The sequence below is a fragment of the Lonepinella koalarum genome (genome assembly GCF_004565475.1).
Lineage (GTDB): Bacteria > Pseudomonadota > Gammaproteobacteria > Enterobacterales > Pasteurellaceae > Lonepinella > Lonepinella koalarum.
In genome coordinates this window covers 286,298-312,717 of record NZ_SRHX01000002.1, presented here as the reverse complement: position 1 = coordinate 312,717, position 26,420 = coordinate 286,298, and the positions used below count along the sequence as shown (strand labels likewise).

Genomic DNA, 26,420 nt, shown 5'->3' with positions numbered 1-26,420 from the left:
TTGATACATAAATGTAGGGACGGACCGATGTGTCCGCCTGAAAACTACGCTTCGTACTCAATGGACGGGCACATCGGTCCACCCCTACGAATGGGTTTACACATTAAATCTAAAGTGCATGACATCACCATCTTGTACGATATACTCTTTTCCTTCCAATCGCCATTTGCCCGCTTCTTTCGCTCCGTTTTCGCCTTTGAATTGGATGAAATCATCATAAGCGATCACTTCCGCACGAATAAAGCCTTTTTCAAAATCGGTGTGAATCACAGCGGCGGCTTTTGGTGCGGTTGCCCCCACAGAAACTGTCCACGCCCGTACTTCTTTTACGCCCGCAGTGAAATAGGTTTGTAAATTTAATAAGGCATAACCTGCACGAATGACCCGGTTTAAACCAGGTTCTTCAATGCCTAAGTCTTGTAAAAATTCGACTTTTTCATCATCTTCTAATTCAGCAATTTCTGCTTCAATCGCCGCACACACAGGCACAACGACAGCCCCCTCTTTTTCCGCAATAGCACGCACTTGATCTAAATACGGGTTATGTTCAAAACCGTCTTCATTCACATTGGCAATGTACATTGTCGGTTTTAAGGTTAAAAAATTATAGCCTTTAATCGCAAAAAGTTCGTCTTTATCTAAATTAACTTCACGAATCATTCCCGCATTTTCTAACACAGGCAGGATTTTTTCCATAATGGATAATTCAAATTTAGCCTCTTTATCACCGCCTTTGGCGCGTTTTTGCAAGCGTTGAATGGCACGTTCACAGCTGTCTAAATCCGCTAACGCCAATTCCGTATTGATAATCTCAATATCGTCCGCAGGGTTGATTTTACCTGCCACGTGAACAATATCATCATTCTCAAAACAACGTACAACATGTCCGATCGCATCGGTTTCACGGATATTGGCTAAGAATTTATTGCCTAAGCCTTCGCCTTTACTTGCACCTGCCACTAAACCAGCAATATCCACAAATTCCATAGTAGTCGGTAACACCCGTTCAGGTTTAACAATTTCTGCCAACACATCTAAACGTGGATCAGGCATGGGTACTACGCCCGTATTCGGTTCAATAGTACAAAACGGATAGTTTGCCGCTTCAATACCTGCTTTGGTTAATGCGTTGAAAAGGGTTGATTTTCCAACATTGGGTAAACCCACGATACCACATTTAAATCCCATTTTTTATTCCTTACTCTGCTTTAAAACTGTTTAATCGGTTAGTGGCTTTTACCACACCGTCTTTGAATAATACATCCACACAACGACTGGCTTCGTCAATGGCGGTGTTGATTTTTTCCTGATCTTTAGAGGCGGCTTTGCTTAATACATAACCTGCCACCAATTCTTTACTGCCTGGGTGATCAATGCCAATGCGAATCCGATAGAAATTTTTGTTATTACCTAATACCGCAATAATATCTTTCAGCCCGTTATGCCCCCCATGTCCGCCGCCTTGCTTGATTTTCGCCACGCCACAAGGCAAATCTAGCTCATCGTGTGCCACGAGAATTTCTTCAGGCTTAATCCGAAAAAAATTCGCCAACGCCCCCACCGCTTTACCGCTTAAATTCATAAACGTGGTTGGCACAAGCAACCAGACATCACCAAGTGCGGTGGAAATCTTGGCAGTTTTACCAAAATATTTGTGGTCGTCTTTCAGGCTGACATTATATGAACGGGCAATTTCATTGACCAGCCATTCCCCAGCGTTATGACGAGTTCCCTCATATTTTGCCCCGGGATTGCCTAATCCAACAATTAATTTGATTTCAGACATAGATGATTCCATTAGTCAAAAATAAGGGCATATTATAGCGGAAAATTTACGTTTTTACACGGTATTCTATTTGCCTTAACAAAAAGCCTGACCCGATATGATGAAAGCCCCTAAAAATATTCATTTCTAGGGACCCTCATATTATACTTAATTTAGAATCTCGCGATCTGTTATCTGAACTCAGGACGAACACCCAACGTATGACAAATCGCATAAGTCAATTCGCTACGATTCAAGGTATAAAAATGGAAGTCATTTACCCCCTCGCGAGAAAGTACACGAACCATATCAATGGCAACACTTGATGCGACTAAATTACGGGTAGTTTGATCCTCATCTAAACTATCATACATCTTAGCCAACCAAGTTGGAATTTTCACATTAGTGACACTTGACATTTTCTGTAACTGTTTGAAATTTGTCACAGGCAAAATGCCCGGTACAATTTCTGCATCAATCCCAATCGATGCACAACGATCACGGAAACGTAAATAACTTTCTACATCAAAGAAAAATTGCGTAATCACATGATTCGCTCCAGCATCAATTTTACGTTTTAAATTAATCAAGTCTGCTTGAGCGGATTTGGCTTCAGGATGAACTTCCGGATAAGCCGCCACCGAAATATCAAAATCTGCGACATCACGCAATAATGTGACTAAATCTGATGCATAAAACGGCTTTTTGGCATAACCTTTTGGCTCATCGCCACGCAATGCCACAATACGGCGAATACCACTATCCCAGTAATCTTTAGCAATTTGGCGGAGTTGTTCAGGAGTGGCATCAATCCCCGTTAAATGGGGAGCGGCCTCTAAACCTGTTTGTTGTTTAATACTTTTCACAATGCTATGCGTCCGATCTCGTTCGCCAGAATTTGCCCCATAAGTCACTGATACAAATTTCGGTTTTAAGGTCTTTAAGCGATGAATGGATGTCCACAGAGTTTCCTCCATTTTCTCGGTTTTCGGTGGAAAAAACTCAAATGAAATGTTAATCTTTCCGTCTAAATCTGCAATATGTTGGTTTAGTGTATCAATTTCTTTGGCGTAGCTCATATATTTACTCCATATTATCTGAATTCAATTAATGTATTGAGTTAAAGATAAATTAAAGCAATCACGATTATGCGTCAATTTCAAAAAATTCACATTTTTCATGAATTAAATTCATAAAAAGTCATATTTGTAGTCATCTGGTAAATTCGCTATACTTTTACCTAATTATCCGTACATTTTGGGGAAATAATGAACAAAAAATTTAAATTCTTATTACGTCTTTCGGCACTCGCTTTAGTCGCGGGGGTTGCGGCCCAGTTTTATACCAACTATCAAATCGATCAGACTATTAGTAAATTTCCTTATCAATTAAAGGATCAATTTAATATCACTATTACAGAAAAAAATAGCGATTTTTTTACTCGCGATCTCACTTTTAGCATAGAAGAACAAAATGGCGATAACACGGATTTTATGCACACAAAATTAACCGCACTTCCGTTAATGATTAGTGCGGAATCTATATTTAATTCAAATTTAATTAAGCAGCTCAATGAACAACTTAATATCACTATTGACAAAAATACCATTACTAGTCAATTTTCTGTCTTTAGTGATAGTTTAAGTTCTCGTGTACTTACCGAATTTCGTGATAGCACAAATCAATCGCAAACTTTAGAAAGCCAATTGTCTTACCATACTCAATCCAAATCCATTGAATTACAAACCGAGCTTTCTGCTTTTAACTACGATAAATTATTAAAAATCAGCGAATTAAAAGGTGAATTTTTATTAACCACGGTGGGAGATAATTTATATGATTTAATTAAAGCGGATTTTAAAACCAAGAAAATTGATATAAATTTACTTGATGGTGACGATACGCATTTTGGTTTGGTTAAAGGACATTATATGCTGGATAAAAAAATCAATGATCAACAATATGATTTAAATCAGCAAATTAATCAACAAGGGATTTATGTGTCGAATAAAAATACCAAATCCGATCAAGATAAACCTAGAGCGGAAGATGTAAAGTTAACCTTAAAACGACAAAACATACCGTCCCATGTTACCTTTCCTGAACAATTAAGAAAATTGCAAGCCGAGCAATTTAATTTAACCGAGATGATTAAACAGTTTATTGATTTTGTGTTTAATAATCAGCAAATTGAAACCGAGCTTTCGATAAACCATGTTGTTTATCCTAAGGATGAAACAAACCTTATTGATGCACAAAATATACAGATTGTGTTTTCGTCAAATCATCAAGATAGAAAAAATGCAGCGCAAACGCTTAATCTAAAAGCCAAAAATATCCTATTCAAGCAAGATGATGAATATGCATTTACGGATGTCTCTGGCGAAAATAAGATTTCACATTTAAATTTAGAAAATCATTTGGCTTTTTTAACAACTTATTTACCAAAAAGCTTACAGACGAAAGAAGTTCCACAAAAAGATACACCAACATTCTTAGCCGATTTAGAAAAACTCGCCGAAAATTTCCAAACCCGCCTAGAAAGTGCGGTGAAAATTCAGAAAGTTTCTATCGAAGACAAAGGGCTAGCAGAAAATGTGCAGTGGAATTATGTCGGTCAACCAACAAAAGATGTTTTTTACAGCAAAAATAATCTTTCTTTGGATAAAATAGCTATCAATCAACAACAAATGCAATTTGGTCAATTAAAATGGGATTTTCCACTAGAATACTCATCTTCTCAAGGACGATTTTACCAAGCCTATTTATGTAAATTATATCATGCCATTTGCAGCACAAATTTAATGGCAGATAGTTATATCAATCTTGCGATTAAACAATATTCCAGTACACCAATAACCATTCCTAAAGCTACGCTAGTTGCTAATGTGGACACCTATCCCAGCGCAACTCAAGCATTGCCAATTAGCCTAGATTTAACTGCCGAAATACCGAATAATAATGATAATATATCAATAGATGATATTTTAGAACAAGCGAATAACACTCTTGAACAAGGCACTCTCCAAATTAATGGGACAGTACCGCTTGATTTTGTTAAAGCAGAGAAACCAAACACTGAATTTTGGCAATCTGCCGTACTTGCTGTGAAAATGTTTTTTGCTGAAAAAGAAGATAAATATCAGCTTGATGCCAATATCCATCAAGGTAAGTTAATTTTAAATGGTGAATCTTTTGCGCCAGCATCGGAGACCCCATTACAGAACCAATCAGAACCAAACCATCAAGAATAGATAAGGAAGTGGCTTATGCCATTTCCTTATCTATTTCATCAACTTTTCCAAGCCAAAATGCCGATAAGTATGATTGGTCGCGATTCGTCCTCTTGGAGTACGTTGTAAAAAGCCTTGTTGGATCAAATAAGGTTCTAGCACATCTTCAATGGTATCCCGTTCTTCCCCGATGGCAGCCGCAATATTATCTAACCCCACGGGGCCACCGTCAAACCGTTCAATAATCGATGTTAGGAATTTGCGATCTAAATAATCAAAACCAGCCTGATCAATATCTAACATAGACAATGCCGCATTGGCAATTTGTGCGGAAATCACACCGCGGTTTTTCACATCTGCATAATCACGTACACGGCGTAATAATCGGTTGGCAATCCGTGGTGTGCCACGAGAACGGCGAGCAATTTCAATGGCAGCCGCTTCAGATAATTGTAAATTTAAGCAGTTGGCACTACGTGAAACAATGAACGTTAAATCATCCACCGAATAAAATTCTAGGCGTTGTACAATACCAAAACGATCGCGTAACGGTGAAGTTAGTGAACCTGCCCTTGTGGTTGCTCCGATTAAAGTAAATGGTGGCAGATCGAGTTTAATCGAGCGAGCGGCTGGACCTTCGCCAATCATAATATCCAGTTGATAATCTTCCATCGCAGGATAAAGCACTTCTTCAATAGCGGGCGAAAGACGATGAATTTCATCTATAAACAACACATCATGGGGTTCAAGATTGGTCAGCATAGCCGCAAGATCCCCAGCTTTTTCTAACACTGGACCTGAAGTGGTGCGAATATTCACCCCCATTTCATTCGCCACAATATTGGCTAAAGTGGTTTTACCCAATCCAGGGGGACCGAAAACCAGTAGATGATCCAAGGCATCTTGACGTAATTTCGCCGCTTGAATAAAAATCTCCATTTGCGACCGCACTTGTGGTTGTCCCACATAATCCGCCAATAATTTAGGGCGAATAGCACGATCAACGATTTCATCATCTAATTTTGCCGTAGCACTAATAATGCGATCTGCTTCAATCATTTTTATCTCACTTATAAAGCTGCTTTTAAGGCTGCTCGAATTAGTTGTTCAGAAGACAGATCTTGTTTTGCCACTTTCTTCACCATTTTCTCTGCATCCATCGGTTTATAACCTAAAGCAATCAAGGCTGAAACTGCATCATCTGTAGCTACATTTTCCGTTGCAGATATCCGTTCAACCGCTGGCAAATGGTTACTTTTCACAAAGAAATCCCCTTGCCCCACACCTTTGAATTTGCCTTTTAATTCGACCAACAACCGCTCCGCCGTTTTCTTACCCACACCTGGAATTTTCACTAACTTAGATAATTCTTCGTGTTCAATCGCATAAGCAAATTCCGATACTGACATGGCGGATAAAATCGCTAAGGCTAATTTGGGTCCTACCCCATTGGTTTTGATTAACTCACGGAATAAACTGCGATCTTGTTTATGGGAAAATCCAAACAGTAAATGTGCATCTTCTCGTACCACCAAATGGGTAAATAAAGTACAGTCTTGCTCAATTTCAGGTAGATTATAAAAACTTGTCATAGGTAATAACAATTCATAGCCCACACCTTGTACATCAAGCAAAATTTCAGGCGGGTGTTTTTCGATAAGTTTACCTTGTAAGCGACCGATCATAGCGTTAAATTATCCTTGCAAAAATTTTTGCTTACTATAACCAAAGACTGAACAAAAATCCAGTTAAATTTTTAAGCGAAAACGCCCACGACTATAACGAGTGCGTAAAAGTGCGGTGTATTTTTCTCGAGTTTCTGTTGGAATTGCCGTGTGAGAAACCTGCAAACTATGTTGAATGGTGTGAGCATGAGTAATCGCAATCGCTAAGGCATCTGCTGCATCAGCTTGGGGTTTATCAGAGAGTTTAAGAATACGAGTAACCATATCTTGTACTTGTATTTTATCCGCCGAGCCAATGCCTGTCACCGTTTGTTTCACCAAACGAGCAGCATATTCAAACACGGGTAAATCACTATTTACCGCTGCTACAATGGCTGTACCACGAGCTTGTCCGAGTTTTAAAGCGGAACTTGGGTTTTTGGCTAAAAATACTTCTTCAATAGCAAACATATCAGGCTGAAATTGCATGATAATTTCCGTTACACCAGCATAAATCCGCTTTAAACGTGTAGGCATATCCTCTACTTGGGTACGAATGGCACCACTGCCGAGATATGCTAATGTACGTCCTGTTTGACGAATAACCCCATAACCAGTCACTCTTGATCCGGGGTCTATTCCTAAAATGATTGCCATGTTGCCCTACAACTCTACAAAAATAAAATGGGTGGAGCTCTATCTCCACCCAATCATCATAACTGATTTTAATTATTTATTTAATCGTTTTGTCGCTGTTTTATTAACATTACAAAGTTTCGCTAAGATTTGATCGGATTCAGTACCTTTTTCCACTAAATGAATGGCATCAACACCATTAAAGTTATCTAAGGTTAAACCTGTATCTACATTCCATTCGTATTTATCAGACACAAATGAAACGGTATCTTTGCTGTTATCATCACGCGCCAATAAAATGTTTAACGCTTTTTGACCTTTACCTAAACGCACATTAGCCGCACGCGGATCATTATTTTCGAAAGCATAGGTTGCTGTGACCACTTTGCCTGATTGACAACGATAAACTACCGATTTATTTACAGTTGGTACTTTTTGTACTTTTACTTGCGCTGTACCGTCAATATTTTTTGCCATTTCAGTCGCTTGCACATTCGCTGTATTAGCAGCTTGCTCCATAACTTGAGCTTGTTTTTCAGCTTGCGCAGCAGCTATTTCTTGCTTGCTAGGAGCAGAAGAACAAGCAGCCAATACTACTGTGGCACAGATTGCAGGAATAAATTTGACTAATTTCATAAAAATCTCCTTAATAAAGATAAAAGTAGGTCTGGTCAAAAAGACAATTTCATCCTAGCATAACAAAACTTAGAATACAAATTATATTAAAGTAAGGCAGCCACTTCGTCACTGATTTCGCCGTTGTGATAGACGTTTTGCACGTCATCACAATCTTCCAGCATATCAATTAAACGTAATAGTTTTGGTGCATTTTCTGCATCAAGATCGACACTGGTTGATGGGATCATCGTCACTTCTGCACTTTCAATTTTGAAACCCGCTTTTTCAATCGCTTCTCGCACATCGCTTAAATCTTCCCATGCGGTATAGATTTCAAATGAACCATCTTCTTGCGGTTGAATATCGTCTGCCCCCGCTTCGATTGCCGCTTCGGTCAAAGCATCTTCATCGGCTTCAAGAATTAAAATTAAGCCTTTTTTACTGAATAAATAACCGACCGAACCCTCAGTCCCTAAGTTACCGCCACATTTGGTAAAACTCGGGCGAACTTGTGAAATCGTACGATTGGCGTTGTCACTTAAACATTCCACCATCACCGCGGTGCCACCCGGTCCGTAGCCTTCGTAAACACGAGTTTCCATATTGGTGTCATCGCCACCGCCCACACCACGCTCAATCGCACGATTGATGGTATCACGGGTCATATTGCTGGAAAGGGCTTTGTCCACTGCCGCACGCAAACGCGGATTAGTGCCGACATCGCCGCCGCCGATTTTTGCAGCGGTGACTAACTCACGGATTAATTTGGTAAAAACTTTGCCACGTTGTGCATCTTGTGCGGCTTTGCGGTGTTTGATGTTAGCCCATTTACTGTGTCCTGCCATGTTGTTTTTCCTTTCTCTTTTTTGTTTAATTTTAAATTTGGTTTATTTATTACTTTTTTCTTCGCCAATGTTCTTGTTACTTTTTTGCTTCGCCAAAAAAGTAACCAAAAAAGGCGACCCTGCTTTGCCTTGTTTCCTAAAAATCCTTTCATTTGCTTGACGGAAAATGGCTGAACTCGCTTCGCTCAGACAGACGCCATTTTCCTACAAATGAAAGGATTTTTAGGCGGCAAAGAAGGGGAAACCTTTCTTTGCGTTGTTAAAAGTGCGGTGAAAAAATTCCGTAGGAATTTTCAACGTTGCGTAGCAACGGGAGCAAAGCTCCGAACAATCCTATCAAGGATTGTGAGTAAAATTTTTGGGGTTTTTTATCGCACTTTGAATGTTTTTCAGTTGCCCTCCCCATCCCGTTGGGATAGGTTTGGGGGTGAGTTTTATTTTATTAAATATTTTTCTATCGCCTGTCGATTATTCGGCGATTTTGTTAGCATTGCCGCTTGTTTAGGTTCTAACCATTGATAAGCAAGATGTTCCGTTAATTGGGGAACTCGCTCATCTGGCAATGCCAACAAAAACCAATGTTCTTTGCAATGTGTTACATTCGGGGCATATTTATACCGAAAATGCGGGAAAATTTCAAATGTTATCCATTCATTGCAGTCAAAAAGTGCTAAATTTTCCGTTTTTATATCGATGCCGATTTCTTCTAAAACTTCTCGTGTAGCCGTTTGTTCGGGCGTTTCGTCTTTAGCTAAAGATCCCGTTACCGATTGCCAAAAATCTATGTCGTCTTGCCGTTGGAGCATTAAGACTTTATTACTGTTTTTGGCATAGATGACCACTAAAACGGAGTTAGGATTTTTATATTTCATCTTGATAAAAAGGGCGTATGCAATACGCCCCTACAAATCTACTCTGCTTTCACCACAGCCACCGCTAATTCCGCCAACGCCTGCGGATTGGCAAAACTAGGGGCATCCGTCATCAAGCAAGCTGCTGCAGTGGTTTTCGGGAATGCAATCACATCACGGATATTTTCGGTGCCTGTCAATAACATGGTTAAACGGTCTAAACCGAACGCAAGACCTGCGTGTGGTGGGGTGCCGAATTTTAAGGCGTCGAGTAAGAAGCCGAATTTTTCACGTTGATCTTGTTCATTAATACCTAAAATACGGAACACAGTTTGTTGCATTTTCGGGTCGAAAATCCGTACCGAGCCGCCGCCCACTTCGTAACCGTTGATCACCATATCATAAGCGTTTGCTACGGCACTGGTTGGATCGGCTTCAAGCTGTTCTGGGCTGAAATCTTTTGGTGAGGTGAATGGGTGGTGCATGGCGGCTAAATTGCCCTCATCATCACGCTCAAACATTGGGAAATCGATCACCCATAGCGGTTGCCACTCGTTTAGGCGAGTTAAACCGAGATCACGACCGAGTTTTAAGCGTAACGCACCCAATGCGTCAGTGGTGGTTTGCCATTTGTCGGCACCAAAGAAAATAATATCGCCTGTTTCGGCTTTGACTCTCTCAAGAATCGCTTTTAACACGTCTTCCGATAAAAATTTGGCAATCGGGCTTTGTACGCCGTCAAGTCCTCCGTTCACATCATTGACTTTTAACCACGCCAAGCCTTTCGCACCATAAATGCCGACAAATTGGGTGTATTCGTCAATTTGTTTGCGAGTAATGGTGGATCCGTTTGGTACACGAATTGCTGCCACACGTCCGCCTTTGTCATTGGCTGGAGTTTTGAATACGCTAAATTCCACCTCACGCACAAGGTCAGAAATGGTGACCATTTCTAATGGGTTACGCAAATCAGGTTTGTCTGAACCGAAACGTTCCATGGCTTCAGCCCACGTCATCACAGGGAATTTGCCTAAATCCACATTGATGGTGTTAAGCCATAAACCATGGATCAACTCTTCCATAATGGCACGCACTTCTGGTGCTGTTAAAAAGCTGGTTTCCACATCGATTTGGGTAAATTCAGGTTGACGATCAGCACGCAAATCTTCATCACGGAAACATTTCACAATTTGATAATAACGGTCAAACCCTGACATCATCAGTAACTGTTTGAATAATTGCGGTGATTGTGGCAACGCATAGAATTTGCCTTTATGCACACGGCTTGGCACGAGATAATCCCTTGCCCCTTCTGGTGTCGCTTTGGTGAGCATTGGGGTTTCAATATCCAAAAAGCCGTGTTCATCCATAAAACGACGCACAAAACTAGTAATCTTGGCACGAGTTTTTAAACGTTCCGCCATTTCAGGGCGGCGTAAGTCTAAATAACGGTATTTTAAGCGTTGTTCTTCGGTGTTGTTTTGGTTGAAATCTAACGGCAACACGTCAGAGGCATTGTAAATCGCCAATTCGTGTGCCAAAATTTCCACTTCACCCGTTGCCATATTTTTATTAACTTGATTATCAGGGCGAGCAATCACTTCGCCTTTGATTTGAATACAAAATTCGTTACGCAGACTTGCGGCTTGCTCTAAGGCTTGCGGATATTTCGGGTCAAAGCACACTTGCACAATGCCTTTCACATCACGCATATCAATAAAAATCAATCCACCTAAATCACGGCGTTTATTCACCCAACCGCTTAATATTACTTGCTGTCCGATATTTTCACGGTTTAATGCTCCGCAATAATGAGTTCGCATCATATTAAAATCCTTTGTTCTATAAAGTATGAGAAAAAAATTGTGTCAATTATAGCGGAAAATGTCTGCGGAGAAAAAGATTATTTAAATCTAATAACACAATAGAATTTAGCTATTAACCTATTCATTTTTATGATATTAGATCAAAAGTTAGTGCATTACAAATTCATTTTTGTTATATTGTGCAACCTTATTTTATGGATTTAATACAAGTCAAAGGATTGTCATGTTATTTATCAATATTATATTTACAGTTATTCTGGCTATTCGTTTTTATAGCCTATCCATTTCCATTCGTAATGAAAAAGCATTGATAGCTCAAGGTGCCATTCAATATGGTAAAGCTAACTCTAGCTTGCTTTCTGCTGCTCATATCCTGTATTATGCTTCAGCAATTATAGAAGCAAATTACCGCCATATAGTATTCAATACAACGTCACTCATCGGTTTAATGATCCTTATCACTGCCATTGCAATGTTGTTTTACATCATTTACGAATTAAAAGAGATTTGGACGGTTAAAATCTATATTCTGCCAAATCATAAAATCAATAGGTCATTTTTGTTTAAATATATCCGCCACCCAAATTATTTCTTAAATATTGTGCCTGAATTAGTCGGATTAGCTTTATTTTGTCAGGCATCCGTTACTGCCCTTATCGGTTTACCAATTTATCTTATTATTTTAGTGATACGTATTAAACAAGAAGAAAACGCCATGGCACATCTGCTAAAAAAATAACAATTTATTTGTAGTGGGATAAAACTTCTTCTAAAATAACCGCACTTTTTTGGTTAAACGTAGCAACTATATGAATAAAGATACAATTTTTTCAACCCCTATTGAAAAACTAGGGGATTTTACCTTTGATGAAAATGTGGCAGAAGTGTTTCCCGATATGATCCAACGTTCCGTCCCCGGTTATTCCAATATCATCACGGCAATCGGCATGTTGGCAAATCGTTTTGTCACCGCCAATAGCCATGTTTACGATCTCGGTTGTTCACGTGGTGCCGCTACTCTTTCTGCTCGGCGGAATATCCAACAACCGAATGTCAAAATTATCGGTGTTGATAATTCACAACCGATGGTGGAACGTTGTCGTCAGCATATTAATGCGTATCATAGTGATGTACCCGTAGAAATTTTATGCGATGATATTCGCCATGTAAAAATTGAAAATGCATCTATGGTGATTTTAAATTTCACCTTGCAATTTTTACCTCCCGAAGATCGCCAAATCTTGTTAGAAAAAATTTATCAAGGCTTAAATCCAAACGGCGTATTAGTGCTATCGGAAAAATTCCGGTTTGAAGACGGAAAAATTGATGAATTACTGATCGATCTACACCATCAATTTAAACGAGCCAATGGCTACAGCGAACTGGAAGTCAGCCAAAAACGCACCGCACTTGAAAATGTCATGCGTCCAGATGCAGTAAATACGCATAAAGTTCGGTTAATAAATATCGGATTTTCCCATGTTGAACTGTGGTTTCAATGCTTTAATTTTGGATCGATGGTAGCGGTGAAGTGACCCCGCACTAACGTACGGGGCTAAGCATAGTCACGCCACTCCGTGGCTAATGCTAGATAAGATGCGGAGCATCGTCACAATCGTAGCCCTGTACGTCAGTGCAGGGCAAACAAAAACGCCGAATAACCAATTATTCAGCGTTTTTCTTATTTATCGACATTGACTATTCGTCAAATGAACCTTTATTTTCAAGTTTAATCACTATTTTGACACTCAGCCAAACCGCGAATAAAACGCCAACTACCCAAGCTACATATACCATAGTAATTCTCCTTCTTAGTATGCTGTCGTTTTGTTTTCTTCGATGTATTTAGCATCGATTCGACCAAACATTTTGTAGTATGACCAAATTGTATAAGACAAGGCAATCACGACAAATACTAATGCACAGAACAACATTATTTGTAAAGTTAATTGACTTGAAGTCGCATCCCACATTAATAAACTCATATCAGGGTGTGTAATTGATGGCATAACAAATGGGAACATGGATACACCACAAGTTACGATAATACCCAACATGGTTAATGATGAGAAAAAGAATGCAAAACCGGAACGGTTCGCTTTAGATGCTGCGATATTTAATAACGCACCAATCACGGCTAATGCAGGGAAAATATATAACAACGGAATGTCATTATAATTATTAAACCAGGCGCCCGTTTCAAGTATTACCGTTTTACCTAGTGGTGAAGATACAGCGTGATGATCAACAACGCTAGTGACTACAAAACCATCTTTAAATAATAACCATACGCCAGCAAGCACAAAAGTTACTAAGGTTGCAAATGCCCCCACTTGTGAAATAGTTCTGGCACGATTACGTAATTCTGCAGTCGTTTTCATTTGTAACCATGTCGCACCTTGTGTGGTTAACATAGATAAGCTAATTAAACCACAAAGTAACCCAAATGGATTTAATAATTCAAAGAATCCACCTGTATATTTGATTTGCATAATATCGTTGAATTCAAATGGTACGCCTTGTAATAAGTTACCAAATGCGACACCAAATACTAATGACGGCACAAAGCCACCAATGAACAAACCAATATCCCATGCTTTACGCCAAGTTGCATCTTCAATTTTAGCACGATATTCCAAACCTACTGGACGGAAAAATAATGCAGCTAAAACTAAAATCATGGCAATATAAAAGCCAGAGAAAGATACCGCATAAACAATCGGCCATGCGGCAAACATTGCACCACCAGCGGTTAATAGCCATACTTGGTTACCGTCCCAGTGTGGCGCGATGGTGTTGAGCATGACACGTTTTTCAACTTCTTTCTTACCCGCAAAAGGTAATAACGTTAATACGCCCATATCAAAACCGTCTGTTACACAGAAACCGATTAACAAGACAAGAACTAGAATCCACCAAATAAAGCGTAGAATTTCATAATCAATCATAGTCTAACTCCTACTTATTTAGTTGATTGCTCGAAATAATAGCGACCTGTTTTTAATGCGCTTGGTCCAAGCCGACCATATTTAAACATTAAATACATTTCTGCTACTAAGAATATTGTATATAAGGCACAGAGTAAGCCAATGGAGAACCAAAGATCGCCTGTGGTTAACGAAGAATTTGCCACGCCAACAGGTAATACATCTTGGATCGCCCAAGGTTGACGTCCGTATTCAGCCAAGAACCAACCACATTCAATGCCAATCCAAGGTAATGGTAATCCCCACAAGATACCTTTAAGCAACCATGGACTTTGTTGAACTTTGTTGCGTAAACTTTGTACAAAGGCACCAAAAATCAATAAGGCAATTAAACCAGCGACACCACCCATCACACGGAATGACCAGAATACTGGTGCAACATTAGGAATAGTATCTTGAGCAGCGGCTCTAATTTGACTTTCAGTAGCATCAACCACTTTATCAGTATAGCGTTTTAATAATAAACCATAACCTAAGTCATCACGCACTTCGAGGAATTGTGCTTTAGTCGCCTCGTCAACTTGACCTGTTTTTTTCTGAGCACGTAATTCTTCAAGCAAGCCATAAGCCACAATACCTTTACGCACACGTTCAATATTGCGAGCTTCTAACTCTCTCAAACCAGGATAAGTGCCATCCAGTGAACGGGTTGCAATCATACCACCCATAAAAGGAATAGAAATTTCAAAATCATTTTTACGTTCAGCTTGATTTGGAATTGCAAATAAATGCCAAGATGCTGGTGCTGGTTGGGTTTCCCAATCTGCCTCCATTGCTGCTAATTTAACTGGCTGAGTTTGACCCACTTCATAGCCCGATTCATCACCCATGATAATAACACCTGCAGTTGAAATCAAACCAAATGTAGCAGCAATAACGAAAGAACGTTTAGCAAAGGCAAGATCACGACCTTTTAAGATGTAGAATGCACTAATTGATAATACAAACATCGCCCCAGCTACATAGCCTGCAGATAATGTGTGTAATAATTTATTTTGTGCCGCTGGGTTTAACCATAAATCTAAAAAGCTGGTCATTTCCATACGCATGGTTTCAAAATTAAATTCTGATCCTGTAGGAAATTGCATCCAACCATTTGCCACCAAAATCCACATTGCAGAAAGGTTTGAACCAAAGGCTACGCAATAAGTAGCAATTAAGTGTTGTTTTTTAGATAAACGATCCCAACCAAATAGAAATAAACCTACAAAGGTTGACTCTAAGAAAAAGGCTAATAATGCCTCGATAGCTAAAGGAGCACCGAAGATATCGCCCACATAATGAGAATAATATGACCAGTTAGTACCAAATTGGAATTCCATGGTGATACCAGTGGTAACCCCAAGAGCGAAGTTAATGGCAAATAACTTACCCCAGAATTTAGTCATATCTTTATAAACTTCTTTGCCTGTTACCACATAAGTCGTTTCCATAATGACAAGAATAAAGGAAAGCCCTAATGTTAAAGGAACAAACAAGAAGTGATATAACGCAGTTAACGCAAACTGCAAACGAGAGAGTTCAACAATGTCTAACATCTCACAACTCCTTGTAAATATGCTACAAGATTATATTTATAGATTACTTTACCAACAAAATAAGTAATCACCCCGATTTTTCTTTTAACGATCCCCACACGGCTCACACTAAAAGCAACCTTTTATACCAATTATTTTAACAACGTTCTTTCATTTACCATAAAAAAGCCACTAAAATAATCCAAGATCGCGAGCTATTCTACTACTTTTTATGCGGATAAAAAATAGGAAAAATGTTATGTAGATCACATTTCTAGATCTAAATCAAAAAAATAGCAAATTTATTTGATATTATACAATTGATCTATCGCAAAGTAGATTTATTCTTAACAAGAATTTAACATATGAAATCGTAGAAATAACGTAAAAAAATAAAAGATAAAAATAAATAAATTATTGCCGAAAAAAAGATAGACTTTTCTCTCAATCTCTGATATTTTCACCGCAATTGTGGGTATCGCGTACTAATTTACACCTACGCTGACTTAATGAATCAAAGGATCAACCATAGTATGATTACAATAACAACAAAATTAGCTAGCCTATGCTTAGTGCTTACAGTCGCCTTAATATCTAGTTTTCCCGTTTCCGCTGCTGATGGCAATAAAATACCAGAACAGTGTGAAAAACTTTTTCAAGAAACTGAAAAATTGTTTAACGAAGCACAACGTCAACCGGGTACACACACTCAGTTAAACAAAATTCAAAATAAACTGAATCAAAGCAAGAAACAAATTCTAGAAATGGAAATTGCTACTCAAATCAAAAGTTGTGATCAAGGTTTAGCAAAACTCAGCCAGTTACATAAACCAACGGAAGAAAATGTAAATTAATTTTACCCTGCATTCTCGTGTAGGGCTAATCAATAACGATGCTCTGCATCTCTCTTCGATCTATCAAGCTACGGTGTAGCAATACCATGCGTAACCCCGTACGCAGTGCGGGGGAAATATGATAATAACGACGCAAGCTCAAGAAAAACTACAAGATCTAGTACAAACCCATTTTCCCGTCAAAAACGCCCCCAAAAACACCGCAGTTTTTAAAGAATTAAGCTATGCGGTAGCTATGTCAGATTTTGTATTAGATGTTTTTCAAAAACAACCGCAGTTTTTGGCAGATTGTTTAGAAAAAGTGCCTGAATTACCTGATGGCAATCAATATTTCTCCCGCTTAAATCATGAATTAAATCAAACGAATAACCAAGAACGGTGTTATCAAATTTTGCGTCAATTCCGCAACCGTGAAATGGCGCTGTTGAGTATTTGCCAAAGCCTGAATTTAGGCACCGTGGAACAAATTTTTATCCTCCTTTCGCAATTGGCAGAAAGTCTCATTATCGGTGCGAGAAACTGGCTTTATCAACAAGCCTGTGATGAAATGGGCACACCCACAGATGCTCAAGGTAACCCACAATTGCTTTATATTTTAGGTATGGGTAAACTTGGTGGTTTTGAGCTGAATTTTTCTTCCGATATTGATCTTATTTTCACTTACCCAGCGTCGGGCGAGACCGTTGGTGGACGCAAAGCTATTGATAATCAACAATTCTTCGTGCGACTGGGGCAACGTTTAGTCAATGCGTTAGATCAATTCACCGCCGACGGCTTTGTCTATCGCACAGATATGCGACTCCGCCCTTTTGGTGATAGCGGTGCATTAGCTTTAAGTTTTTCCGCTATGGAAAGTTATTATCAAGAACAAGGGCGAGACTGGGAACGCTATGCCATGATTAAAGGACGAATTTTAGGGTACGATCCACAAGATCCCAATATAATTGCCTTACGCCAACTACTCCGTCCTTTTGTTTATCGCCGCTATATTGATTTTAGCGTCATTCAGTCTTTACGTGAAATGAAAGGTAAAATTGAGCGTGAAGTTCGTCGTCGTGGTTTAGTGGATAATATTAAGCTCGGAGCAGGAGGCATCCGTGAAATAGAATTTATTGTGCAAGTGTTTCAGCTCATTCGTGGCGGACGAGAAATTAGTTTACAACAACATTCTTTACTTAACCTATTACCCGAGCTAGAACGACTAAAACTGCTACCGACACAACAACGACAAGATTTAACTCAAGCCTATTTGTTTTTACGCCGTGTGGAAAATGTACTACAAGCGATTAATGACAAACAAACTCAGTTATTACCAACCGTATCAGAAGATCGTCAACGCTTAGTCTCTGCCTGTGCAAAATTTACACAATTTAATAGTACTCAACAAGCGCAAACTATTTACTACCCAATTTATGACTGGAACAGTTTTTATACAGTTTTACAACAACATCAACAAAAAGTGCGGTGTGTTTTTGATGAATTAATCGGCGATAGCAAAGAAAATAAACCACAATCCAATGAAAATGGTTGGCAAGATTTGCTCGAAATGAGTGATGCGGAAATTGAAAAATTATTGACGGAACAACAAATTCCCGAATCCCATTTTGACGAAATTTTAGACCACTTACACAAATTCCGTCACGAGCTTCAACATCGTGTCATTGGCACCCGGGGACAAGAAACACTGAATCAGTTATTACCACAATTATTTAGTCAAATTTTCGCTCATTCGGCTTATTTAACTCTGTTACCACGTATGTTAAACATTGTGGAGCAAATTCTGTCGCGCACCACTTATTTAGAACTATTATTAGAAAATCCGCAAGTACTAACTCAACTACTGACACTCTGTTCACAATCAAATATGATCGCCGAACAAGTGGCTCGTCATCCGATTTTACTGGATGAATTACTCGATCAAAAAAGTCTGCAAAATCCACCGCACTTTGAGCAATATCCAACAGAATTACAGCAATATTTGCTCCGTTTACCACCTGATGACGAAGAACAAATTATTTACGCCCTACGCCAATTTAAGCAAGCCACCTTACTCCGCATTGCGGCAGCAGATATTTTAGGCGTATTGCCAATTATGAAAGTGAGCGATCATCTCACCTATTTAGCCGAAGCCATTATCACCGCAGTGGTAAATTTAGCGTGGCAACAAGTGACGGCTCGCTTTGGTCGTCCAGCTCATTTAAGTGACAATGAAAAAGGCTTTATCGTGGTGGGCTACGGCAAATTAGGCGGTATTGAATTAGGCTATAAATCCGATTTAGATTTGGTATTCCTGTATGACGGCATACAAGGGCAAACGGAAGGCGGCAAAAAATCCGTGGATAATTTCCAATTTTATTTACGCCTTGCGCAGAAAATTGTCAGTATTTTCAGTATGAACACCAGTGCTGGCGTATTGTATGAAGTGGATCTACGCTTACGTCCGTCCGGCGATGCGGGTCTATTGTGTAACTCTTTCGCTGCGTTCAAGAAATACCAACAAAACGATGCTTGGACGTGGGAACATCAATCTTTAGTGCGCACCAGAGCCGTGTATGGCGAGCCGAAACTGCGCCAACAATTTGAGCAAATTCGTACGGACATTCTTGCCACCCCAAGAGATTTGCAAAAATTAAAAACCGATGTATTGGAAATGCGTGCTAAAATGTATCAACATTTAGCCAATCATAATCCAGCGAAATTTAGTATTAAAACCGATCAAGGTGGTATTACCGATATTGAATTTATCGCCCAATATTTGGTGTTAGCCAATGCTCCAAACAATGCAGCATTAGCTTATTGGTCGGATAATGTACGAATTTTTGAACGCATGGCAGAATTTCAGGTTATCAGCCTAGAAACGGCGGAACAGCTCAAACATTGCTATACTAGCTTACGTAACCGTATTCATCATCTCAATTTACTTGGCGAGAAAACTGTTGTAGATGGCAGTGAATTTAGCGAAGTGCGGTTATTTATTCAACAGATTTGGAAAGAACTATTTAAACAATGACAACCACCGAACAAATAGAAATTGAAATCGCCTACGCCTACCCGAAATCCTATTTTTTAAAAAAATTACAGGTAGAAAAAGGCACCACCGTACAAGCCGCCATTTTGCAATCCGGTATTTTGCAACAATACACCGACATTGATTTGCGTGAAAACAAAGTGGGCGTATTCGCCCGCCCCGTCAAACTAACCGACCCCGTCAACGCTGGCGACCGCATTGAAATCTACCGCCCCTTACTCGCCGATCCAAAAGAAATCCGCCGTAAACGGGCAGAAGAACAGGCGAAAGAGGCAGCGGAGAAGAAGAAATTGGAGAAAGAAGCAAAAGCAGCCAATAGTAATGAGCATTATTTATGATTTGTGAAAATAGCAAGATCGAGTAAAGGGCGTATGCAATACGCCCCTACAATTTTATTACCATAAACATCAACGGTAAAAATAACAAAAATATAACGGTACATTGCATACACTCCAAAAACACAATTAAACCATAAAAAACGTAGGGGCGTATTGCATACGCCCAAAAACACAATTAAATCATAAAAACGTAGGGACGGTATTACATACACCCCAAAAACACAATTAAATCATAAAAACGTAGGGACGGTATTACATACACCCCAAAAACACAATTAAACCATAAAAAACGTAAGGGTGTATTGCATACGCCCAAAAACGCAATTAAACTACAAAAACGTAGGGACATATTGCATACACCCCAAAAACACAATTAAACCATAAAAAACGTAGGGGCGTATTGCATACGCCCAAAAAACACAATTAAATCATAAAAACATAGGGACATATTACATACGCCCTAAAAACGCAATTAAACTACAAAAACGTAGGGCGTATATTGCATACGCCCTAAAACACAATGAAATCACAAAAACGTAGGGGCGTATTGCATACGCCCAAAAACTACGGAGAACAATATGCAATACAACCCCAATATCCATCACCGAAAAACCATTAGATTACAACATTATAATTACGCTGCTGCTGGTTCATATTTCATCACTATTTGTTGTTTTGAAAACCAACCTATCTTTGGCAAAATCATTAATGGCGAAATGATACTCAATGAAAATGGAAAAATTGCACAGCAAGAATGGTTAAATACAGTCAATAAAAGGAAAGGTATTGAAATTGGTGAGTTTATCATTATGCCTAACCATATGCACGGCATATTAAATTTTATCAATGAATTATCAGAATTTGATGATATGATCAAACCACGATTTAATAGCCCTAAAAATAATCTAGGTTCAATCATCCGTGGTTATAAATCCAGCGTTAGCAGTAAAATTGGACTAGGCTATTCCGTATGGCAGCGGAATTATCATGAGCATATCATCAGAAATGAACAATCCTATAACCAAATTGAAGAATACATCATCTGTAATCCTATATTCTGGAAAAAAGATTGTTTTTACATTGAACGATAAAAATCCCCGTCTAAGCAAAACTATCCAAAAATACCAGCAAACTACGCCGTTTATCCGCTGTTAAATGATCCAATAGTAGCTGACACTTTCCCGAATTTCATCTTCCATAATGGGGATAAAATTACGCCGTTTTGTTGGTTGTTCATCGATTCGTCTTAAACCATTTTATCCAACACTTCAAAGGTTGCCGTAGGAAAATGCTGTTGTAAATATTGCTGTAAATAACGTTCTGTTTCTCGATTAATCATTTCATCGCCGAGCGGATAACGATTATAAATAAGCCCTTGCAACTGAATATGATATTGCCGACACACCATTAAATTTAATAAAGTATGATTAATACTGCCTAGTTTACCTGATGTCACTAATAACAGCGGATAATTTTGTTGCTGAATATAATCCAATGTTGTCTCGCTTTGATTATAAGGTACACATAACCCACCCGCGCCTTCTAACAACACATAATCATATTTTTGTGCCAATTTTTCGGTGGCTTGCTGAATAAGTGCGGTAGAAATTTGACAATTTTCTAATTCAGCCGCCAAGTGAGGGGAGCAAGGATAAGCAAATAAGTAGGGGCAAGTCGTACCAACCAAATCATCTTCAGTTAAATCAATACCTTGGATTTTTCGATGTTGCACAATATCATCTGCGATTTTTTCACAACCTGTTTGAATCATTTTTTGCGTAATAACTCGAAAACCTTGCGCTGCTAATTTTTTAGCATACCAACCCGTTGCGATAGTTTTACCCACATCGGTATCAATGCCTGTGACAAATAAAATTTTAGCGGTCATTTTTATTTCCTTTTTTCATCACTAATCATAAAATCGGCTGATAGCTTAATTTCACTTCGCCGTTTTCTAAACTAAAATATTGCTGATAAGATTCACAAAATGCTTGTTACTGTAACTGATTATCAAAGTATGGTTCAATATCACTAATGGCCGGATTCATGATAAATTTCTCTGAGTGTATCTAATAATGCACTGGTTAATTGGGATAGCTGTGATGAACTGATAATAAAAGGCGGCATAATGTAAACCAAGCGACCAAAAGGACGCACCCAAATGCCTTTTTCGACCAATTTAGGCTGTAATTTAGCCAAATCAACAGGCTGTTTCATTTCAATCACTCCTATCGCACCTAATACTCGGACTTGTTGAACACTAGCAAAATCAGCCGCTGGAGCCAGTTCACGAGATAATTGCTGCTCAATTTGCTGAATCTTTGTCTGCCAATCATTGGCTAACAAGAGATCGATTGAAGCACTCGCAATAGCACAAGCCAAAGGATTTGCCATAAAGGTTGGACCGTGCATAAAACAACGGGCTTCACCTTGGCAAATGGTTTGCGCGATATGTTCTGTCGTAATGGTTGCCGATAAAGTCAAGTAGCCGCCTGTGAGTGCTTTGCCTAAACAAATAATATCGGGTAAAATCTGCGTATATTCGGTCGCGAATAACTTACCTGTTCGTCCAAAACCTGTCGCAATCTCATCAAAAATCAGCACAACGCCATATTGATCACACAATTCACGGGCACGCTCTAAATAAGTCGGCGAATAAAAATACATCCCTCCTGCGCCTTGTACCACGGGTTCTAAAATTAAGCCCGCAATTTCACTATGCTTTTCAGACAATAAATCCGCTAAAGGTTGAATATCCGTTTCATCCCAAATCTCATTAAAAGCCGTTTTAGGTTGTGGCAGAAAATACTGCAATGGCAAACTGTTCGCAAATAAGCCATGCATCCCCGTAACGGGATCACAAACAGACATCGCATGCCAAGTGTCGCCATGATAACCTGAACGAATAGTCGCAAATTTATGGCGAGTTTTCTCACCCTTAGCATGTTGATATTGCACCGCCATTTTCATGGCGACTTCCACCGCTACTGAGCCACTATCCGCAAAGAAAATCTTATCTAACGCAGGATAATTGGGATTTTTGGGTAAAATTTTTAATAAACGTTGCGTAAGTTCGCCCGCCGCATCGTGCGTAAATCCACCAAACATAATATGGCTCATTTTCGCTAATTGTGCTTGTGCCACCTGATTGAGTTGCGGGTGATTATAACCGTGCAATGCTGCCCACCAAGAAGACATGCCATCAATTAATTGTTTGCCATTTTTTAATTGAATCATCACACCGTTCGCCTTTTCTACCGCATACATTGGCATATCACTATAAATAGTCGCATAAGGATGCCAAATATGTTGATGATCAATAGCAAGTAATTCATTTTCTATCATATTTAATTTACAAATGTTGTTAGCTTTACATAACATAATGAGAATATTACCATTTTCTTCAGGGCAATCGCACTACAAATTTTGACCCAATAACAACTTTTACGAAACACTGTATTTTACGAATGTAAATAGCCCAATGCATAAAACAACTAAAAAGCAGAGGATTTAGTTAAATTTAAGTATTAATTTATATAGTCTCTGATTGTGATTGTTGAATAATTTCCAATTTTATAACCAGCCTGTTGCAAGCCCAGTCTAAAAAAAGTAACATTCTTAACTAACATAAAATTAAGGAAAGACAAAATGACTAACTATTGCTTACCAAAAGACATCACGCCCGAGATTTTCCTACGGGATTATTGGCAGAAAAAACCGTTAATTATTCGTAATGGCTTGCCACAAATTGTGGGGCAATTTGAGCCAGATGATATTATTGAATTGGCACAAAATGAAGATGCCACGGCACGGCTGGTGAAAACTTATGCCGATGATGATTGGAAAGTGAGTTTTAGTCCGCTTTCAGAACAGGATTTTGACAATTTGCCTGCACGCTGGTCAGTGCTAGTGCAAAATTTAGAACAATGGTCAACGGAACTCGGTGATCTTTGGAATGCCTTTGGCTTTATTCCCCAATGGCAACGGGACGATATTATGGTATCTTACGCCCCAAAAGGTGGATCAGTAGGGAAACATTATGATGAATATGATGTGTTTCTGGTGCAAGGTTACGGGCAGCGCCGTTGGCAATTGGGGAAATGGTGCAATCCGAGTACCGAATTTAAGCCCAATCAGCCGATCCGTATTTTTGATGATATGGGCGAGTTGGTGATTGATGAAGTGATGAACCCCGGCGATATTCTTTATGTGCCAGCCAGAATGTCACATTTTGGCGTAGCAGAAAGCGATTGTTTAACTTTTTCTTTCGGCTTACGTTACCCCAATTTAAGCGATATTTTAGACAATGTGAACAAAGGCTTTTGCCATAACAATCCTGATATTGATTTGTCCGCGTTTTTATTGCCGTTACGTTTAGCTCAAATGCCACAATCTACGGGTAAACTTGGACAGCCTGAAATTCAAGCCATAAAAGCACAATTCATTGAAAAATTCACCCAGTCGCTAGAATTTGATCGTTTATTCCAACAGGCACTGGCTCAAACCGTCACGTCACGCCGTTATGAAATGTTGGTGTCTGATGATATGGCGGATCCAGATGAAATTTTGGATTTATTGCAAAATGAAAGTGTAGTACTGACACAAGATAATAATTGTAAACTGGCTTATCTAGAACAACCAGAACTTGAAATTTACGCCAATGGTGAATGGTTAGATGAGTTAAATCCGTTGGAAAAATCAATACTGAAAGCACTTTCTGACGGCGAAAGTCTTGACTTGTCTGCTATTCAACAGTTGGTAGATGAAGATATTGATATGGATTTGCTGTTAGATAGTATTTGTAATTGGGTAGATGATGGTTGGGTAGTGCTTAGATAAGCGTATAGCTGGATATTTTAGTCATAGTAGATAAAATTATCATGCTGTAGATTCCCTTATTTTAGTTCTAACCGTTGATATTTTATACAAACACCCCATATTATAGATTGATAAGATCGAAATACTTTGACTTTTCATTCATTTAACATTAATTTAACGGTAGTTATTTTTATTACTTTAGAAGGAAAACAGCCTATGCAACAGCAATCCCAAATTGTTTTAGGTGGTCGCGAGCAAAGCGAATCACTACTTCAGACGCATAAAGTGTTACGCAACACTTACTTTTTATTAAGCCTAACCTTAGCCTTTTCTGCGGTAGTGGCTTATATTTCCATGTCATTAAATTTACCCTATCCGGGTATTATTGTGATGTTAGTGGGCTTTTATGGTTTATTATTCTTAACTAATGCGCTAGCCAATAGTGCGGCGGGAATTTTGGCAGTTTTTGCCTTTACAGGATTTTTAGGCTATACCATTGGACCTATTCTTAATGCCTATGTGGGTGCAGGTTTAGGGGATGCGATTGTGTTAGCACTAGGCGGAACAGCTGCCACTTTCTTTGCTTGCTCAGCTTATGTGTTAACAACTAAGAAAGATATGTCTTTCTTATCGGGTATGATGTTTGCTTTATTTATCGTGTTATTAATCGGTATGGTAGCTAACATTTTCCTAAAAATGCCCGCATTGCAAGTAGCGATGAGTGGTTTATTTGTGTTGTTCTCGGCAGCAGGAATTTTATTTGAAACCAGCAATATTATTCACGGTGGCGAAACCAATTATATTCGTGCAACAGTGAGCTTATTCGTTTCAATTTATAACTTATTCATTAGTCTATTAAATTTACTTGGTATTTTCCGTGGTGATGATTAGTTTAACCAATTGGTAAAATAATGATGAAACGTCCCTATTGTGGGGCGTTTTTTTGTTATAATCACAAAAAAAGTAGGGAAATAGTATGCTTGAAGTAAACCAAATTCAAATTGAAACCGATTCAGCGGGTTATCTATTAGACTTAAATCAGTGGAATGAAGATGTGGCGATGGCACTAGCAAAACAAGAAAATTTATTGCTCACCGATGCTCACTGGGAAGTTATTTACTTTGTGCGGTCTTTTTATCAAGAATATAAAACCTCCCCCGCCATCCGCATGTTAGTCAAAGCGATGGCGGAAAAACTCGGGATAGACAAGGGTAATAGCCGCTACTTACAGCGTTTATTTCCTGACGGTCCGGCTAAACAAGCGACTAAATTAGCTGGTTTGCCCAAGCCAGCAAAATGCTTATAAGCTAAACGGCTATTAGTTAAATGAGAATCAATATGATAATGAGAATGATTATCGCTTGACAATATAAAATATATACTTATAATTCGTAGGGCAATTTGGTTCTATGGAACCATGTTGTACATAAATCATGCAAA

24 protein-coding genes are annotated in these 26,420 nt (G+C 38.9%); 10 read left to right on the top strand and 14 right to left on the bottom strand.

Annotated elements, in window-relative coordinates:
- Positions 1-96: 96 nt before the first annotated feature.
- The 3 genes from ychF to metF form a co-directional block, all read right to left on the bottom strand.
- Positions 97-1,188, bottom strand: a complete 1,092-nt coding sequence (gene ychF, locus E0709_RS04165; protein WP_132301268.1) for a redox-regulated ATPase YchF — start codon at positions 1,186-1,188, stop codon at positions 97-99.
- Positions 1,189-1,198: 10 nt separating this feature from the next.
- Positions 1,199-1,786, bottom strand: a complete 588-nt coding sequence (gene pth, locus E0709_RS04160; protein WP_132301270.1) for an aminoacyl-tRNA hydrolase — start codon at positions 1,784-1,786, stop codon at positions 1,199-1,201.
- 170 nt (positions 1,787-1,956) lie between these two features.
- On the bottom strand, positions 1,957-2,844 hold the full coding sequence (gene metF, locus E0709_RS04155; RefSeq protein WP_132301272.1) for a methylenetetrahydrofolate reductase: 888 nt from the start codon (positions 2,842-2,844) through the stop codon (positions 1,957-1,959).
- A 189-nt stretch (positions 2,845-3,033) separates the two neighbouring features.
- Here metF and E0709_RS04150 point away from each other — a divergent pair, with 189 nt between their 5' ends.
- The gene (locus E0709_RS04150) at positions 3,034-5,019 is read left to right on the top strand and encodes a hypothetical protein (RefSeq protein WP_132301274.1); all 1,986 of its coding nucleotides are present in this window, start codon (positions 3,034-3,036) and stop codon (positions 5,017-5,019) included.
- 30 nt (positions 5,020-5,049) lie between these two features.
- On the opposite strand, the gene ruvB is transcribed toward E0709_RS04150, so the two are convergent.
- From ruvB to aspS, 7 genes are all read right to left on the bottom strand, one after another.
- On the bottom strand, positions 5,050-6,057 hold the full coding sequence (gene ruvB / locus E0709_RS04145; protein WP_132301276.1) for a Holliday junction branch migration DNA helicase RuvB: 1,008 nt from the start codon (positions 6,055-6,057) through the stop codon (positions 5,050-5,052).
- Between the two features lie 11 nt (positions 6,058-6,068).
- A complete protein-coding gene (gene ruvA, locus E0709_RS04140) occupies positions 6,069-6,683 on the bottom strand; it encodes a Holliday junction branch migration protein RuvA (RefSeq protein ID WP_132301278.1) in 615 nt (204 codons plus the stop codon).
- A 63-nt stretch (positions 6,684-6,746) separates the two neighbouring features.
- Positions 6,747-7,319, bottom strand: a complete 573-nt coding sequence (gene ruvC, locus E0709_RS04135) for a crossover junction endodeoxyribonuclease RuvC (RefSeq protein ID WP_132301280.1) — start codon at positions 7,317-7,319, stop codon at positions 6,747-6,749.
- 72 nt (positions 7,320-7,391) lie between these two features.
- Positions 7,392-7,934, bottom strand: a complete 543-nt coding sequence (locus E0709_RS04130; RefSeq protein WP_132301282.1) for an ACP-like domain-containing protein — start codon at positions 7,932-7,934, stop codon at positions 7,392-7,394.
- Positions 7,935-8,020: 86 nt separating this feature from the next.
- Entirely contained in the window at positions 8,021-8,761 is a 741-nt protein-coding gene (locus E0709_RS04125; RefSeq protein ID WP_132301284.1) for a YebC/PmpR family DNA-binding transcriptional regulator, read from the bottom strand.
- A gap of 434 nt (positions 8,762-9,195) precedes the next feature.
- Positions 9,196-9,633 (bottom strand): dihydroneopterin triphosphate diphosphatase, encoded by a 438-nt coding sequence (gene nudB / locus E0709_RS04120; protein WP_132301286.1) that lies wholly within the window; start codon positions 9,631-9,633, stop codon positions 9,196-9,198.
- Positions 9,634-9,671: 38 nt separating this feature from the next.
- A complete protein-coding gene (gene aspS, locus E0709_RS04115; RefSeq protein ID WP_132301288.1) occupies positions 9,672-11,438 on the bottom strand; it encodes an aspartate--tRNA ligase in 1,767 nt (588 codons plus the stop codon).
- A 223-nt stretch (positions 11,439-11,661) separates the two neighbouring features.
- Between aspS and E0709_RS04110 the strand changes: the two genes are divergently transcribed.
- On the top strand, positions 11,662-12,177 hold the full coding sequence (locus E0709_RS04110) for an isoprenylcysteine carboxyl methyltransferase family protein (protein ID WP_132301290.1): 516 nt from the start codon (positions 11,662-11,664) through the stop codon (positions 12,175-12,177).
- Positions 12,178-12,247: 70 nt separating this feature from the next.
- On the top strand, positions 12,248-12,973 hold the full coding sequence (cmoA, locus tag E0709_RS04105) for a carboxy-S-adenosyl-L-methionine synthase CmoA (RefSeq protein ID WP_132301292.1): 726 nt from the start codon (positions 12,248-12,250) through the stop codon (positions 12,971-12,973).
- 276 nt (positions 12,974-13,249) lie between these two features.
- Here the strand turns inward: cmoA and cydB are convergent, their stop codons facing one another.
- Both cydB and E0709_RS04090 read right to left on the bottom strand, forming a co-directional pair.
- A complete protein-coding gene (cydB, locus tag E0709_RS04095) occupies positions 13,250-14,386 on the bottom strand; it encodes a cytochrome d ubiquinol oxidase subunit II (RefSeq protein ID WP_132301296.1) in 1,137 nt (378 codons plus the stop codon).
- Between the two features lie 14 nt (positions 14,387-14,400).
- Positions 14,401-15,963, bottom strand: coding sequence for a cytochrome ubiquinol oxidase subunit I (locus E0709_RS04090; protein WP_132301298.1), 1,563 nt, complete (start codon positions 15,961-15,963; stop codon positions 14,401-14,403).
- Between the two features lie 512 nt (positions 15,964-16,475).
- Between E0709_RS04090 and E0709_RS04085 the strand changes: the two genes are divergently transcribed.
- From E0709_RS04085 to E0709_RS04070, 4 genes are all read left to right on the top strand, one after another.
- Positions 16,476-16,796: a DUF5339 domain-containing protein gene (locus tag E0709_RS04085; RefSeq protein WP_132301300.1), complete on the top strand. Its 321-nt coding sequence runs from the start codon at positions 16,476-16,478 to the stop codon at positions 16,794-16,796.
- Positions 16,797-16,914: 118 nt separating this feature from the next.
- On the top strand, positions 16,915-19,806 hold the full coding sequence (gene glnE, locus E0709_RS04080) for a bifunctional [glutamate--ammonia ligase]-adenylyl-L-tyrosine phosphorylase/[glutamate--ammonia-ligase] adenylyltransferase (RefSeq protein ID WP_132301302.1): 2,892 nt from the start codon (positions 16,915-16,917) through the stop codon (positions 19,804-19,806).
- Positions 19,803-20,162, top strand: a complete 360-nt coding sequence (locus E0709_RS04075) for an RnfH family protein (RefSeq protein ID WP_132301304.1) — start codon at positions 19,803-19,805, stop codon at positions 20,160-20,162. Before glnE ends, E0709_RS04075 begins: the two co-directional genes overlap by 4 nt.
- Before the next feature lie 578 nt (positions 20,163-20,740).
- Complete coding sequence (locus E0709_RS04070) at positions 20,741-21,253, top strand: transposase (RefSeq protein WP_132301306.1); 513 nt, start codon at positions 20,741-20,743, stop codon at positions 21,251-21,253.
- A gap of 155 nt (positions 21,254-21,408) precedes the next feature.
- Here E0709_RS04070 and bioD read toward each other — a convergent pair whose 3' ends face one another.
- Both bioD and bioA read right to left on the bottom strand, forming a co-directional pair.
- A complete protein-coding gene (gene bioD, locus E0709_RS04065) occupies positions 21,409-22,050 on the bottom strand; it encodes a dethiobiotin synthase (RefSeq protein WP_132301308.1) in 642 nt (213 codons plus the stop codon).
- A 143-nt stretch (positions 22,051-22,193) separates the two neighbouring features.
- On the bottom strand, positions 22,194-23,507 hold the full coding sequence (gene bioA, locus E0709_RS04060; RefSeq protein ID WP_132301310.1) for an adenosylmethionine--8-amino-7-oxononanoate transaminase: 1,314 nt from the start codon (positions 23,505-23,507) through the stop codon (positions 22,194-22,196).
- A gap of 303 nt (positions 23,508-23,810) precedes the next feature.
- Here bioA and E0709_RS04055 point away from each other — a divergent pair, with 303 nt between their 5' ends.
- From E0709_RS04055 to E0709_RS04045, 3 genes are all read left to right on the top strand, one after another.
- The gene (locus E0709_RS04055; protein ID WP_132301312.1) at positions 23,811-25,001 is read left to right on the top strand and encodes a ribosomal protein uL16 3-hydroxylase; all 1,191 of its coding nucleotides are present in this window, start codon (positions 23,811-23,813) and stop codon (positions 24,999-25,001) included.
- Between the two features lie 195 nt (positions 25,002-25,196).
- Positions 25,197-25,871 (top strand): Bax inhibitor-1 family protein, encoded by a 675-nt coding sequence (locus E0709_RS04050; protein WP_132301314.1) that lies wholly within the window; start codon positions 25,197-25,199, stop codon positions 25,869-25,871.
- An 85-nt stretch (positions 25,872-25,956) separates the two neighbouring features.
- Positions 25,957-26,286 carry a TusE/DsrC/DsvC family sulfur relay protein gene (locus E0709_RS04045; RefSeq protein WP_132301316.1) on the top strand — a complete coding sequence of 110 codons (330 nt, stop codon included), beginning with the start codon at positions 25,957-25,959 and terminating at the stop codon, positions 26,284-26,286.
- The last annotated feature ends 134 nt before the right edge of the window (positions 26,287-26,420 follow it).

Excerpts from the sequence above, each read along its gene's own strand:
- ychF (WP_132301268.1), bottom strand. The coding sequence starts at position 1,188 with ATGGGATTTAAATGTGGTATCGTGGGTTTACCCAATGTTGGAAAATCA.
- pth (WP_132301270.1), bottom strand. The coding sequence starts at position 1,786 with ATGTCTGAAATCAAATTAATTGTTGGATTAGGCAATCCCGGGGCAAAA.
- metF (WP_132301272.1), bottom strand. The coding sequence starts at position 2,844 with ATGAGCTACGCCAAAGAAATTGATACACTAAACCAACATATTGCAGAT.
- E0709_RS04150 (WP_132301274.1), top strand. The coding sequence starts at position 3,034 with ATGAACAAAAAATTTAAATTCTTATTACGTCTTTCGGCACTCGCTTTA.
- ruvB (WP_132301276.1), bottom strand. The coding sequence starts at position 6,057 with ATGATTGAAGCAGATCGCATTATTAGTGCTACGGCAAAATTAGATGAT.
- ruvA (WP_132301278.1), bottom strand. The coding sequence starts at position 6,683 with ATGATCGGTCGCTTACAAGGTAAACTTATCGAAAAACACCCGCCTGAA.
- ruvC (WP_132301280.1), bottom strand. The coding sequence starts at position 7,319 with ATGGCAATCATTTTAGGAATAGACCCCGGATCAAGAGTGACTGGTTAT.
- E0709_RS04130 (WP_132301282.1), bottom strand. The coding sequence starts at position 7,934 with ATGAAATTAGTCAAATTTATTCCTGCAATCTGTGCCACAGTAGTATTG.
- E0709_RS04125 (WP_132301284.1), bottom strand. The coding sequence starts at position 8,761 with ATGGCAGGACACAGTAAATGGGCTAACATCAAACACCGCAAAGCCGCA.
- nudB (WP_132301286.1), bottom strand. The coding sequence starts at position 9,633 with ATGAAATATAAAAATCCTAACTCCGTTTTAGTGGTCATCTATGCCAAA.
- aspS (WP_132301288.1), bottom strand. The coding sequence starts at position 11,438 with ATGATGCGAACTCATTATTGCGGAGCATTAAACCGTGAAAATATCGGA.
- E0709_RS04110 (WP_132301290.1), top strand. The coding sequence starts at position 11,662 with ATGTTATTTATCAATATTATATTTACAGTTATTCTGGCTATTCGTTTT.
- cmoA (WP_132301292.1), top strand. The coding sequence starts at position 12,248 with ATGAATAAAGATACAATTTTTTCAACCCCTATTGAAAAACTAGGGGAT.
- cydB (WP_132301296.1), bottom strand. The coding sequence starts at position 14,386 with ATGATTGATTATGAAATTCTACGCTTTATTTGGTGGATTCTAGTTCTT.
- E0709_RS04090 (WP_132301298.1), bottom strand. The coding sequence starts at position 15,963 with ATGTTAGACATTGTTGAACTCTCTCGTTTGCAGTTTGCGTTAACTGCG.
- E0709_RS04085 (WP_132301300.1), top strand. The coding sequence starts at position 16,476 with ATGATTACAATAACAACAAAATTAGCTAGCCTATGCTTAGTGCTTACA.
- glnE (WP_132301302.1), top strand. The coding sequence starts at position 16,915 with ATGATAATAACGACGCAAGCTCAAGAAAAACTACAAGATCTAGTACAA.
- E0709_RS04075 (WP_132301304.1), top strand. The coding sequence starts at position 19,803 with ATGACAACCACCGAACAAATAGAAATTGAAATCGCCTACGCCTACCCG.
- E0709_RS04070 (WP_132301306.1), top strand. The coding sequence starts at position 20,741 with ATGCAATACAACCCCAATATCCATCACCGAAAAACCATTAGATTACAA.
- bioD (WP_132301308.1), bottom strand. The coding sequence starts at position 22,050 with ATGACCGCTAAAATTTTATTTGTCACAGGCATTGATACCGATGTGGGT.
- bioA (WP_132301310.1), bottom strand. The coding sequence starts at position 23,507 with ATGATAGAAAATGAATTACTTGCTATTGATCATCAACATATTTGGCAT.
- E0709_RS04055 (WP_132301312.1), top strand. The coding sequence starts at position 23,811 with ATGACTAACTATTGCTTACCAAAAGACATCACGCCCGAGATTTTCCTA.
- E0709_RS04050 (WP_132301314.1), top strand. The coding sequence starts at position 25,197 with ATGCAACAGCAATCCCAAATTGTTTTAGGTGGTCGCGAGCAAAGCGAA.
- E0709_RS04045 (WP_132301316.1), top strand. The coding sequence starts at position 25,957 with ATGCTTGAAGTAAACCAAATTCAAATTGAAACCGATTCAGCGGGTTAT.